Raw genomic sequence first — 13,457 nt, forward strand, 5'->3', positions numbered from 1 at the left:
TGGAATTTGGGTTTGCGGCCTCTAGGAAGGTGTTTTTTGCATTTCACTGGATAAACTCCAGTTAAAGTAGCATTTCTACCTCCCAAGCCTGATAACATTGTAGTAATTCCAGTGGAATTTGCCAACAGGGTTGGGGTTGCAGTCGCAATTGCAGATGCTATTGCAGTTAGCGGTACCCAATTGAGCCACTAAAACAGAAGGGGCTGCCTCGCAGTCATTTTCGACTTTTGAGACAGCCTATTTTTGTTGTTTGTAGTGGTAAATGACATCTGTTTGAGACAAATATAGGTTTGCAGCGCACACTTCTAAATATTCGATAAAGAAGCAGTCTCCGTTTCCTTCAAAATCATAGCTTTCTTCTGCTTCTCTCTACCAAATGCGAGGAAGTAGAGCATGAAAACGACAAGCTGCAAGACGGCTATGACGAGGCAAATATTACTATAAATAGAACCGGATGAGTAGCTGTATAAAGGGTTCCAATGCGGGACTCCTGCTGATCCAAGATCCACGACTTTGCTGTATATGCCAATCGCGATCCCTTGCGAGATGAAATTGACCATCGACAACATGCCCATGCCAACGCCAACTTGATCTGTAGGCAAGGTTCTTGAAACCGAATTGGATAAGGCGATGACGATGAAGGATTGCCCCACATTGCCGAGTATTAGAAAAACAGCAATCAACAGCGGGGAGCCGCCGGTAAAAGTCGATAGCAGCACAAAGCAGCTCAACAGTAAGCTCGAAGCCACTGTAACGACAAACGAGTTGCCTTTGATATCTGCGAGTCTGCCTCCTTTACGTCCAAAAAAGGCAGAAGCAATGGCAGCCGGGACCATCGCGAAGCCGATCCAAACGGAGGGCAGCTTTTGAATCTCCGTCAAGAGGAGCGGACTCAGCACAAAGAGCGAGCAGCAGGTTCCGCTGACGAGGAACGCAATGGTTAATCCAAGGGTATACTTCTTATTTTGAAAAAGTTTGGGAGCAATGAAGGGATCTCCGGCTGTGCAGATACGTGCTATAAATAATCCCAAGGCGATTAGTCCACCCAGTAGAAGCCAGAGGCCCTTGGTTACACTGAGCAGGAATAAGCCGATGGCAGCACCCAGCAGCAAACCGCCGATCCAATCGAACTTGCCAGCCGCCCGCGGTTGTTCATTCCCCAAATATTTCCGGTAAAAGGGAAGTGTGATCAGCACAAGCAAAGTGACAGCGAATAACCAGCGCCAGTGCAGGGTACTCACGATTAAAGCCGCGATGACGGGTCCCAGCGCATTACCGAAAGCCAAACCAACTGCGGTCATGCTCAGTGCGAAACCTCTTCGCTCAGGAGCGAAGTAGCGCAAAGGGATAATCATCGCAATAGCGGGAATAACAGCGGCTCCAGCCGATTGCAGGCATCGTGCGATTAAGGCCATTGCAAAGGTATGGGAGGCCAGACCGATCAAGGAGCCTACAGTGAATAGAAGGAGTCCGAAGGTCACCAAGCTCTTGAGCTTGTAGCGATCTGCCAGCTTTCCATAGGTGACTGCGCCAATGGCATAGATCAGAATGTAGGCAGAGGAGAGCCAACTGACCTGTGCGATCGTAAGGGAGAAATCCAGACTAATCTTAGGCAGGGCAATGTTGAACATGATGCCGCTCATCATGGAGAGTGTCAGGGTGAACATTAAGACACGCATTAATTTGTTGCCGATTTGCTGCTGATCTTGTGTGGATACTTTCATAGGGGATCACGTCCTTTTTAAAATAGACTGTCAGTACTGACTGACAATGCTTTGGTAAAAAAACTAGGGTTTCAAAGCCCTAGCAAAAATTTTTACGCTATTCTGAATAAATGGCTCAAGTGAAATACTGGCATAGTATTTATGGCTGTCGAGATCATTCATGAATGCCCCGAAATGCATCATCATAAAGGCGAAGGCATGCGCCTCCGGGTCGACAGGAATTATTTTCCCTTTTTCGGCCATCGTGATGAAATAATTCGTTAAGATATCCAGCAGCTGCAGCGGATGCCTATGCGTTCGTTCGCGGAATCCGGGCAGTTGGCTTTCTTCTTTGAAGCTGATTTGAATCATTTTCCGGTTGCGGTTCATGATTTCATGATAGGTTTTACTGACCAGAAGCAGGTCCTCTTCCAAGTCCCATACGAGCTTTTCACTAAACAGCTTCTTCATCTCTTCCGCGTAGTGATAGCGGTCGAATGCCGCTTCGAGGAGTTTCTGCTTGCTGCCGAAATGACGGAAAAGGGTTTTCTCGCTTAGCCCAGCGGCGGTGGCAATTTCAAGGGTGGTTACTCCATTGTAGCCTTTTTCCGCAATTAAATTGAGCGCCGCTACCAGAAGCTTTTCGCCGCTTCCCAGCTTGCTGTTCTCCATGCCATCCCTCTTTCGTAACGATGTCAGTACTCACTGACATTATAATAAAATGATTATGGGATAAAGTCAATGTTGAAATAGTCGATTTCAGCAGCGCGCCAAACAATCATTGCCCTGATGCGGTTACAAGGGTGTTCCACTCTGTAGAATAAGGCGTTTGCTTCAAGCGACTGGAAGCCTGCGAAAGTGCAGGTTTTTTCGGAGAAATCGTGTGAAAAGTGGAAATGCCTGCGAAAGTGCAGGTATTATTAGCCTTTTCATCCTCAAATCCAGAAAAATCCTAAAAAGCATGCAGATACGCAGGAATTTTATCATTTTGGTGATACCAAGAGCATAAAGGATGCATAATTGCTGGTTTCTGCTAGGTAACTGGAATGAAGGCTGCCCGCGAGTAGTTTTTCTGCTTCGGGGCGGCTTTGTTTTGCTTGCGGCTGATAGGGCGTCACTTTTAACCAAAGAAGCTAATAACCAGAATGCCGATCAAAATGAGAAGCGAACAAATAATGCGCAGTGTACCTTGTTTTTCTTTGAGTACAACTATGCCCAGAATGGTGGCAAACACGGTGCCGATTTCTCGGATTGGCGAGATATGGGCGACAGGGGCATATTTCATAGCGAATAAAAATAACAAGTAAGAGCCCGGATTAAGGAGCGCACCAAGTAAGATGATTCTGGCATTCAGCTTCCATTCCATGCGGATCTGTTTCGAACGGAGGACGATCGGCGTCAGGGCAGCCATGAACCCGATATTCGTTACTTCTAGCAATGAGATCGCGGAAACATGCTGAAGGTTGATGCGATCAACAAAAACGTAAGAGGTCGTACATAAGCCGACACTAAGGGCCATAAGGAATGGTTTGACTGTACCTGCGCCAATGGATGTTGGTTTACGGGTGAAAATACCGCTAAGCCAAAGAAATCCAAAGACCATGCAAAGCAGTCCAAGCCACCCATATCCAGATAAGGATTCACGAAGAAACAAGACGCTGCCGATGGGAATAAACAGGGTACTGGTGCCGCGCATAATGGGATAGACCTGTGAAAGATCGCCCATATTGTACGTTCGAGCCAACAGCAGGGCATAGACGCTTTGAAGACAGGCAGATAAAAGTAAGAATCCGTAGGCTTTCAGAGACAAAGGATTCATCCACAGTTCTCTGATTAAATAGGGAAGAAGCCCGATTGTGGTTACCATGACGATAGCCCACAGGAAAACACTTTTATTGTGGCTTCTTTTGGTGAATAGACTCCAGACGGCGTGCGTAAGACCTGAAGCTACGACAAGGAGCAGTGAAACGATAAACACGGAACCATCTCCAAACTATGAGTGAAAGTAAACGCGAGGGCATGCCCAGACGCGAATCCTAAGTAAACATTGTAATTGGGTACATGTTGTTGTATTCATGTTGTTTTATAATAAAATCATGTTGTTTGTTGACAATTGTATCTCCTATTCCTTCTGGCTGTCAATGCAAAATTTACGCCGCGTTCATGAGCTAGTACCTCACTGAACTAAGCCCGTTCCTGCGTCAAAACGAAAGAATGGGCTTTTTCATAAAAATAAGCGATCAGATAAAAATCGTCGATATACGAGAAAGCGATTACAATTTATCCTTGGTAAGCAAGTCATTTAACTAAGGAGGGATTTAATACAATGTCTAAATTGCTTCGATCGGTAAGTCTGCTATGCCTTTGTCTGGTCGTGGTGAGCGTAAGTGCAGTAGGGATCAGCCCAAGGTATGCACAGGCAAGTGATGAGTACGATGGGTTGAGGACGAAACTGCAGAGACTGCTTCTCGGTGATGGGGAATATGTTGTGCCTGTAACGGACGCCCTGCTTCAGACGAAAATTTCAACCATGGACAGCCTCATATCCTCATGCTCTGCCGCACAAGCGCCTTGCACAAGTGGCAAAGGGTACTGGGATCTGATGAACCGCAGTGTAGATCGTACTTATTTATGGGTGGACATGCCTTTTACGAGTACGGACAGCTTTACCAAATCAGGGGATATTTCTGGTTCTTATGGGCGTTTGTATGCGATGATTGTGGGCTATTACACACCAGGTTCGGTCATGTATCAGAATGCCGCGCTCAAAATAGATGTGATTAACGCACTGGATTGGCTGAATGTTCAGAAGTACAACACGACCGTTGCGACCTATGGCAACTGGTTTCACTGGCAAATTGGGGTACCGCAGATTCTGACCAAAACTGTGCTTCTAATGAAAAATGAGCTGACGTCTGCGCAGGTAACCAGCTATATGGACGCTGTCAATCGGTTCATCCCGAACTCAGCGGCCAGAACCGTGAGCGGCAGTCCGGTGATGACCGGTGCGAATTTACTGGATCAAGCGATTGCCGTTGCCTACAGAGGCATAATTGTGAAAGATTCAGCGAAGCTGGCTGATGCCCGCGATGCGCTGAGCAGCGTGTTTGCTTATGTGTCTCCAGCGTCTGCCGTCAATACATCGGCCCGTGACGGGTTTTATGCGGACGGTTCATTTATCCAGCATGCGGCAATGCCTTACATCGGCGGTTATGGAACATCATTGCTTAATGATGTAGGCATTCTGCTGCATATCTTAAGCGGTTCCAGCTGGGATGTTACGGATACGAACAAATGGCATGCGTACCGGTGGATTTTCGATTCCGTGGAGCCCTTCATTTATAACGGGAATGTCATGGATATGGTGAGAGGGCGGAATATCGCCTATGGTCCTGCATTAGGTTTAAAGGATACGGATCCCATTCTCACCGCCAAGGGGCTTATGTCTTCGATTTGTTATCTGCTGCTGACAGCGCCTGCGACGAATGACCAGCTGGGGGCCGCATATCCCGGCAATCCCAAACAGGCGATTCAGAGTATGCTGAAATATTGGATTACGCAGGATTCGACGAATCAAATTCTGGATGCGGCGCCGATTTATCAATATGTGCAGCTGAAACAAATCGTAGCGGATGTATCGATTCCTTCTCGAGGGGAGAAGCTCGGACAGTTCCTGTTCCCGAATCAGGATCGTGCTCTGCAGCTGCGGCCTGGCTATGGATTTGGCATCAGTATGTCATCCAAGCGGGTAGATAAATATGAATCCGGCAACAAAAATAATGTCAAAGGCTGGTACACCGGCGACGGTATGACCTATTTATATAATGCGGATAAGGCGCAATATGAAAACTACTGGCCAACCGTAAATCCGTATCGTCTTCCAGGCACAACAGTGGATACTCAGACGCGGACCACCAGCAGCAACTGGACGAATTACATGAGTCCGAATAGCTGGACAGGTGGGGCTGAACTGCTGGGCAGCTATGGGGCCATTGGCATGGACTTGAAGGCGCCCGGTGATATTGGGAATGGCGGAGCGATTGTGACGCCGTCGAATTTGACTGCCAAAAAATCATGGTTCACCTTCGACAACGAAATCGTAGCGCTTGGAGCAGGGATAACGAATACGGGACAATCGGGGAATGGCTGGGATGGAACCCCGCGTAAGGTAGAAACCATCGTGGATAATCGCCAAATAAGCGGCAGCAATGTTTTCACCGTGAATGGCAGCGCACAGCCGACCACATTGGGCTGGTCATCCGCGCTAAGCGGAACCAACTGGCTGCATCTGCAAGGAGATACGGGCGGCAATGACGCCAGTGTTGGATACTATTTCCCAAGCGGCACGACGATTCAAGCGAAGCGGGAAGCGCGCACGGGGACTTGGAACGAGATCAATCAAGCAACGGCTAACGTATATACCGTGTTTAATACAGAAGATTCTTATGTCAGGCAAAATGAAGCCAATCATGGGACAGAGTCCACGCTGCTTGTGAAGAACGATTCCGGCGGCTATGCCAGAGAAAGCTACCTGAAGTTTGATGTCAGTGCTTTTGTACCGGATGGGGTTGCCTTTGACACGGCCAAAGTGACGCTGGTTCCGACCTCCGTTGGGACAACAGCGAATACAATTCAGCATACCGCTGAATGGGTTGCGGACAACAGCTGGACCGAATCGGGATTGCTTTGGGCGAATAAGCCAAGCTCAGTACCGCTGTCGCCGCTTCAGCAATGGAGCGGGATGCAGGCAGGGACGCCGATCACGATTGATGTGACCCAAGCCCTGCAAGCCGCACTTGCCGGCAATCAGAAAGTATTTTCACTGCGGATTGCGGCAACTTCGCCAGCGGACGCTAATGGTTGGGTTTACTACGCCAGTCGAGAAAATGCGAACGCTGCCTATCGGCCTAAGCTGGTGCTGAGCAATTATAAAGAACAAGTTGCAGCTAATTACATGACGCTATGGATGAACCACGGGACGAATCCAAGCAATGCAGCTTACAGCTATGTCATGCTTCCGAATATGAGCAGCGCGCAAGTGCAGAATTATGCGGCGAATCCTACAGTCGCGATCGTAGAAAATACGACAAGCGCGCAAGCTGTCAAGGAAACGGATTTGAACCTGGTAGCCGCGAATGTATGGCAAGACGGGCTCAAAACAATAGGGGATGGCAATGGCGGCAGCTTGATCACCGTCAATAAGAAGTCGTCTTTGCTGGTCCAAGAAGCCGGAGGTTTGTTGGATTTGGTCATCAGTGATCCGACTCAGGCTAATACGGGAACCATTGAGGTCGAGCTGAACCGCATCTATGCGAATGCCATCTGGCTGGATACGGGGATTACCGTTACGCAGTACAGTCCTACCCTGAAACTGTCGGTTGACGTTAACGGTTCCTATGGGAAGTCGTTCCACGCCAAGTTTGGGAACACAGTCCCAACCATGATTTCGAGCTCGGCCGATGCCTGGGTGCGGGACGGCAGTACCGGGAATACGAATTACGGGACCGCAGGGTATATGGAGGTTAAAAATGAGAGCGTCGGCTACAACCGCACCGCTTTCGTGCAGTTCGATCTTTCCGCCTACAGCGGAACGATGACGCGGGCAGCGATCCTGTTGTCGGTAGGCGGGACACCCAGCGTTGATGTGAGACATCAAGCGAAGGTGGTTGCGCAGCCATGGTCTGAGAACACGTTGACGTGGAACAATAAGCCAGCAGCCTCTCTCCCGCTGGCAGAATGGAAAGTTCCTGCGGCAGGCAGCTATGTCTGGATCGATGTAACGGACCAAGTACGGAGCGCACTCTCCTCCGCGAATAAAAGCGTATCGATTGAGGTTTCCTCGCTGACCAGCGGCTCTGCGACGTATGTCAGCTACGGCTCCAAAGAGAATGCGACGGCGGCAAGCCGGCCTGTTTTGCGGATTACGCCGTAGATCAGCGTTGAAGCCGTTTCATCAACGTCATGATGGGATGAATAACCTTCAGCACCACATTCAATGTGGTGTTGGAGGTTATTTTGGCTAATGTGTGGGAGAGCCTGACGTGTAGGCAGTGGATGCAGGATGCAAATACACAACGAGCGTGGATCGCGCGGCTGCTTACCCCAAAAGATGCAAAAGTGCAGGTATTTTCCGTGAAATCGTGCGAAAAAGCGGAAAACCTGCAAAAGTGCAGGCATTTTAAGCTTTTCGGACTGAAATCAAACAATAAGCTGAAAAAGCCTGCATTTTTGCAGGAATATATGAATTTGGGGTATTCCAGAGAGTAAAAGGATGCACAATTGCAGGTTTTCGATTATCGGCTAGATCAGGAGGGCATTTAGTAGATGGTTCTTGTCAGTATGTAAGTTTTTTTGCCCGCCAATGGTACCTCGTGCGCCACTAGTTAGATTATCACTCCAATACGCCAATGGTACCTCGCTCGCCACTAGCTAAGTTATCATTCCAATGCGCAATGGTAGCTCATTCGACACTAGTTAGATTATCACTCCAATGCGCCAAAGGTACCTCGCTCGCCACTAGTTAGGTTATCATTCCAATGCGCAATGGTACCTCGTTCGAGACTAGTTAGGTTTTCACTCCAATGCGCCGATGGTACCTCGTTGGACACTAGTTAGGTTATCACTCCAATGCGCCAATGCTACCTTGTTCGCCACTAGCTAGGTTATCACTCCAATGCGCCAAAGGTACCTCGTGCGCTACTAGTTAGGTTATCACTCCAATGCGCCAAAGGTACCTCGCTCGCCACTAGTTAGGTTATCATTCCAATGCGCAATGGTACCTCGTTCGAGACTAGTTAGGTTTTCACTCCAATGCGCCAATGGTACCTCGTGCGCCACTAGCTAGGTTATCACTCCAGCGCCAAAGCCAACGCGCAATGGTATCTCATTCGCCACTAGTTAGCTCAGTACTCATATGACCAAATGGAGTATCATTTCCTAAATTAGTTAACCGTGCCTACTTACCGGCACAAGCCAGCTGAGCCCTCTTTTTGCCCAATAGAGCATTGCGCTTCCCCTGCCAATCCGACATCCGGTTGACAGGTTCATGCCGTGACCCTACACTAATAAAAACGACAAAAAACAACGGCATATATAAACTATCGGTCATGGCAGGAGGCCAACATGTCTTTAACCTTTGAAGATCGCAGGATGACGATCCTGAATCAGCTGGAGATGGAAGGAAAAGTCCAGGTGCATCACCTGTCGGAGCTGCTTGCCGTTTCGACGGAAACGGTGAGGCGTGATTTGGATCGGCTGGAGAAGGAAGGCAAGCTTCGCAAGGTATACGGCGGCGCCGTGAAGATGCGCATGGAGCTGGTGGAGCCGCCTTTTCTTAAGCGGGCACAGATGATGAGGCCGGAGAAAATGGCGATTGGGAAACTTGCCGCTTCGCTAGTTCAAGATGGCGAAACCATTATGCTGGACAATGGGACGACGACGATTGAAATGATGCCCCATTTGAAGGATCGTACGAATGTCACCATCATTACGCACTCTATTCCGATCCTGAATCTAGCTTTGGAAACCTTTAGAGGCAGAATTATTTTTGCAGGCGGAGAAGTGAATGCCGAGTATAAAGCTGTTAGCGGCATTTTAACGGATCAGACGCTTGATCAATTTAAGGTGAATAAGGCGTTCGTCTCGGTTGGCGGTATTTCGTTGGCTGATGGAATTACGGATTTCCATTTGGGGGAAGCCGTTATTTCACGGAAGATGATGCAGCGGGCGGAGGAAGCGATTGTCCTTACGGACCATACGAAGTTCGGGATGGCTACCTTTGCCAGAGTGTCCAAGCTGGAGGACATCTCCATGTTGATTACGGACGCAGGATGCCCGAAGGAATGGATTGATACCATAGAGGCGCTAGGTATTGAAGTATTGATCAGCGAATAAGCAATGAAGGATAATCGTCTCGAAACCGGCTCAATTAGCGGTGGAACGGGCGGTTTTTCTTTTGTCTAGGAGCTCATTCTAATAAAATGATGATGCGCCAAATAACGCCGATTCCGTTTCTGAAGAAAACAATACCAACGAAGAATTGCCGATATACGGCACTATTCTGCATCGTATATGCTTCATTCACAGGCCACCCCCGCTTTCACGGTGGGAACGTCGGATTATACAAATAAGGGGAGTGTTTCGATGAAAAGACAATCTCAATTCAAAGTGCTGCCAGTTGCGGCATCCATTCTTGCGCTATCGTTAGTAGCCGCTTGTGGAAACTCTGGATCTTCAACAAAAGAAAGTGCAGCTCCTGCAGCAACGGCAGCGGCTTCTAAAGAACCTGTCAATGTGAAGTACTGGACACCACTTAATCCTAACGCGAAAGCAGTTGTCAAAAGCTTAAGCGAGCTGCCCTTCGTCAAAGAATGGGAAAAGAAAACGAATGTGAAAGTGGATTTCCAGCATTCCTCAGGAAACACCACACAAGATGATATCCAGCAATACGGGGTTATGATTGCTTCTAATAATTTGCCGGATGCGATGCTTTGGAACTGGAACAATGTACAGGGCGGCTTGTCCAAAATGTTCAAAGACGGCACCATCATTAAATTGAATGAGCTGATCGAGAAAAACGCGCCGAACCTGAAAAAGGTACTGGATGAGAACCCGCAAATCGCCAAGCAAATCAAAGCCGATAACGGCGACATCTATGTGCTGCCTCATTTGCGTGCAGGCAAGTATGGTCAATACAAAACATTCAGCGGCATGGTTATTCGTCAAGACTGGCTCGATGAGCTCGGGCTCAAGCAGCCGGAAACGATTGATGAGTGGGAAACGGTGCTGAAAGCTTTTAAAGAGAAGAAAAATGTGATTCCTTTCACGCTTCGCAAAGACTATCCGATTTCTTTCGCTGATTTCGCGGGAGCCTATGGCGTAGCGGGTATGGGAACTACGGCGACATCCGACAGCTTCTACCTCGATAACGGCAAGGTGAAGTTCGGACCGGCGCAGCCGGAATTCAAGCAATATTTGACGACGATGCAAAGATGGTACAAAGAAGGTCTGATTGACCAAGACTTCGCTTCGAATGATACGAAAACGATGGATGCGAAAATCACATCCGGCAAAGCAGGAGCCTTCTACGGCTTCATTGGCGGCAGCATCGGGACTTATATGCCTGCTCTGCAAAAAACGGATGCCAAAGCGCAGCTGTCTGCGGTTCAATATCCGGTCTTGAAAAAAGGCGACGAGCCGAAATTCGTCAAAGCGGCATGGGAGTACGATAACGTAGGCACAGTCCTCACTAGTGCCAATAAACATGCAGCTGAGACGGTCAAAGCGCTTGATTATTTGTACAGTGAAGAAGGCGCGCTGCTCAAAAACTTTGGTATTGAAGGTCAAACCTATACGAAAGAAAACGGTCAACCGAAATATACGGACTTGATCTTGAAAAACCCGGACAATCTGCCTATCAGCCAAGCTATGGCTAAGTATTTTATTGCCAATTACAGCTTCTCCGGCTTAGATGACGATCGTTACAACGATCAGTATTACCAATTGCAAGCTCAAAAAGATGCGGCCAAAGTATATGCCAAATATACAGCAAATGCCTTCAAAGTCATGCTTCCTCCAGTGGCGCTGACAACGGATGAAGCGAAGGAAACAGCGAAGATTTTGAATGATGTAAGCACGCTTCTGACTGAGAAAATCACGAAAGTGATCATGGGCGCCGCGTCCATTGAGGATTTCGATAAAGCGGTTGAACAAATGAACAAAATGAACATCAACCGTGCTGTCGAGGTGTACCAAGCGGCAACGGATCGTTTTAACAAACGCTAAACGTTCAAATCAGATGCGGGGGAGCCAGCCTCCCCTTTTTGATCTCTACAAAAGGAAGTGAAATGATGGGGAATTCCATCCGGGTTTTAACGAACGACCTGAAGAAAAATCGCGCAATTTACCTGATGGTGCTGCCTGTTGTGCTGTACTTCTTTATTTTCAAATATTTCCCGATGTACGGTGCGGTTATTGCCTTTAAGGATTTCAGTCCAGCCAAAGGGATCTGGGGCAGTGATTGGGTAGGCTTCGTCCATTTCAAAGATTTCTTCCAAAGCTATTATTTCCTGCGCGTCCTGCGCAACACGTTTCTTATCAGCTTTTATCAACTGGTTTTTGGTTTTCCTGCACCGATTATTTTGGCTTTGCTGCTTAATGAGATTCGCCAAAAGCTGTTCAAATCGATCATCCAGACGGTTTCTTATTTGCCGCATTTTATATCCATTGTCGTCATCTCCGGTTTAATTATTGATTTCACGAACCGTGGTGGTATTGCGAACAGCATTATTACTTTTTTTGGCGGGCAGGATACAGCGCTGCTGAATGATGCGGGTAATTTCCGCAGTATTTTTGTCAGTACATCGGTTTGGCAGGAGCTGGGCTGGTCGTCCATTATTTATTTAGCGGCGTTAAGCGGAATTAATCCTGAGCTCTATGAAGCTTCTCGTGTAGATGGAGCTGGACGTTTCCGCCAAATTTGGAGTGTTACGCTGCCTGGGCTGATCCCTACCATTATGATTTTGCTGATTCTTCGCATCGGCGGCTTGATGGAGGTTGGTTTCGAGAAGATTGTGCTGCTTTACAACCCAAACACTTACGAAACGGCAGATGTGATTTCATCCTTCGTTTACCGTGAAGGTCTTGCGCAAGGCAATGATTACAGCTATACAACAGCCGTAGGCTTGTTCCAATCCATGATCAATTTCATTCTGTTAATTAGCGCCAACAGCATATCCCGCCGCTTCTCAGGGAGCCGGTTGTGGTAGGAGGTACGAACCATGAAAACAAGCGCAGCTGAGCGAGTCTTTGATATGGGTAATGCCATACTGATGATGCTGCTGATCATATGCACACTTTATCCGTTCTATTATGTGGCAGTTGCTTCGATAAGCGACTCGAATCTGCTGATTCAGCATACGGGGCTGTTGTTCAAACCGCTCGGATTCAATCTCGCCGCTTTTGAGAAGGTGATTGCGAACCCGAACATTTTGACAGGTTACGGGAACACGCTGATCATTTTGATTGCGGGTACGGTAGTAAATCTCTTTTTTACAACCATTGGCGCCTATGCGTTATCGCGAAAGTTTGTCATGCGTAAATTTCTGATGATTGCTATCGTGTTTACGATGTATTTTAGCGGAGGATTAATTCCGACGTACTTGCTGATCAATAATTTCCTGCATATGGGGAACAGTTATCTGGCTCTCATCCTTCCTGTGGCGATCAGCACGTGGAATCTAATCATCATGCGGACGTCGTTTGAAGCGATCCCAGAAGGGCTGCTCGAATCTGCCAAGATTGACGGGGCGGGAGAGTACCGCATTTTATTCCAAATTGTGGTCCCGCTCTCGATGCCGGTTATTGCCGTGATGGTGCTCTATTATGGAGTGGCTCACTGGAATTCCTGGTTTAATGCGATGCTGTTCCTGCATGATCGGGATAAATTTCCGCTGCAGTTGATTCTTCGTGAAATTCTCGTCCAGAACAGTACAGATTCGATGACGACAGGGACAGGCAATGCCAGCGATACGGAAGCTATTGGACAAAGCATTAAGTACGCGACGATTATGGTCGCAACGCTGCCGATTCTTATCGTATATCCTTTCCTGCAAAAATACTTCGTCAAAGGCGTCATGGTTGGCGCTGTGAAAGAATAGCCCTAAAGCACATGAACCCATTTCCTGCTCTCTTTTTGGAATTTTCAGAAAGAAGGAGCGGGTTATTTGGGTTTTTCCCGTTTCCACAACAATTCAT

At 47.9% G+C, this 13,457-nt stretch carries 8 protein-coding genes; 5 read left to right on the forward strand and 3 right to left on the reverse strand.

Going from position 1 to position 13,457, the window contains the following annotated elements; translation table 11 throughout:
* Positions 1–305: 305 nt before the first annotated feature.
* The 3 genes from BC351_RS08010 to BC351_RS08020 all read right to left on the reverse strand — a co-directional run bounded on the left by BC351_RS08010 (position 306) and on the right by BC351_RS08020 (position 3,681).
* Entirely contained in the window at positions 306–1,724 is a 1,419-nt protein-coding gene (locus tag BC351_RS08010; RefSeq protein ID WP_079410487.1) for an MFS transporter, read from the reverse strand.
* A gap of 63 nt (positions 1,725–1,787) precedes the next feature.
* Positions 1,788–2,375, reverse strand: coding sequence for a TetR/AcrR family transcriptional regulator (locus BC351_RS08015; protein WP_079410489.1), 588 nt, complete (start codon positions 2,373–2,375; stop codon positions 1,788–1,790).
* Between the two features lie 448 nt (positions 2,376–2,823).
* Complete coding sequence (locus BC351_RS08020) at positions 2,824–3,681, reverse strand: DMT family transporter (protein WP_079410492.1); 858 nt, start codon at positions 3,679–3,681, stop codon at positions 2,824–2,826.
* 348 nt (positions 3,682–4,029) lie between these two features.
* On the opposite strand from BC351_RS08020, the gene BC351_RS08025 reads away from it, so the two are divergent.
* From BC351_RS08025 to BC351_RS08050, 5 genes are all read left to right on the forward strand, one after another.
* Complete coding sequence (locus tag BC351_RS08025; RefSeq protein ID WP_079410496.1) at positions 4,030–7,635, forward strand: polysaccharide lyase family 8 super-sandwich domain-containing protein; 3,606 nt, start codon at positions 4,030–4,032, stop codon at positions 7,633–7,635.
* Positions 7,636–8,825: 1,190 nt separating this feature from the next.
* Complete coding sequence (locus BC351_RS08035; RefSeq protein ID WP_079410501.1) at positions 8,826–9,596, forward strand: DeoR/GlpR family DNA-binding transcription regulator; 771 nt, start codon at positions 8,826–8,828, stop codon at positions 9,594–9,596.
* 249 nt (positions 9,597–9,845) lie between these two features.
* Positions 9,846–11,486 carry a type 2 periplasmic-binding domain-containing protein gene (locus tag BC351_RS08040; protein ID WP_079410503.1) on the forward strand — a complete coding sequence of 547 codons (1,641 nt, stop codon included), beginning with the start codon at positions 9,846–9,848 and terminating at the stop codon, positions 11,484–11,486.
* Positions 11,487–11,548: 62 nt separating this feature from the next.
* Positions 11,549–12,469 carry an ABC transporter permease gene (locus BC351_RS08045; protein WP_079410506.1) on the forward strand — a complete coding sequence of 307 codons (921 nt, stop codon included), beginning with the start codon at positions 11,549–11,551 and terminating at the stop codon, positions 12,467–12,469.
* Between the two features lie 12 nt (positions 12,470–12,481).
* Complete coding sequence (locus BC351_RS08050) at positions 12,482–13,360, forward strand: carbohydrate ABC transporter permease (protein ID WP_079410508.1); 879 nt, start codon at positions 12,482–12,484, stop codon at positions 13,358–13,360.
* Positions 13,361–13,457 lie beyond the last annotated feature (97 nt).

Source organism: Paenibacillus ferrarius (assembly GCF_002027705.1).
In the GTDB taxonomy this organism is placed as follows: domain Bacteria; phylum Bacillota; class Bacilli; order Paenibacillales; family NBRC-103111; genus Paenibacillus_E; species Paenibacillus_E ferrarius.

Bases quoted from the DNA above. Each gene is read 5' to 3' on its own strand.
- BC351_RS08010 (WP_079410487.1), bottom strand. From the start codon at position 1,724: ATGAAAGTATCCACACAAGATCAGCAGCAAATCGGCAACAAATTAATG.
- BC351_RS08015 (WP_079410489.1), bottom strand. From the start codon at position 2,375: ATGGAGAACAGCAAGCTGGGAAGCGGCGAAAAGCTTCTGGTAGCGGCG.
- BC351_RS08025 (WP_079410496.1), top strand. From the start codon at position 4,030: ATGTCTAAATTGCTTCGATCGGTAAGTCTGCTATGCCTTTGTCTGGTC.
- BC351_RS08035 (WP_079410501.1), top strand. From the start codon at position 8,826: ATGTCTTTAACCTTTGAAGATCGCAGGATGACGATCCTGAATCAGCTG.
- BC351_RS08040 (WP_079410503.1), top strand. From the start codon at position 9,846: ATGAAAAGACAATCTCAATTCAAAGTGCTGCCAGTTGCGGCATCCATT.
- BC351_RS08045 (WP_079410506.1), top strand. From the start codon at position 11,549: ATGATGGGGAATTCCATCCGGGTTTTAACGAACGACCTGAAGAAAAAT.
- BC351_RS08050 (WP_079410508.1), top strand. From the start codon at position 12,482: ATGAAAACAAGCGCAGCTGAGCGAGTCTTTGATATGGGTAATGCCATA.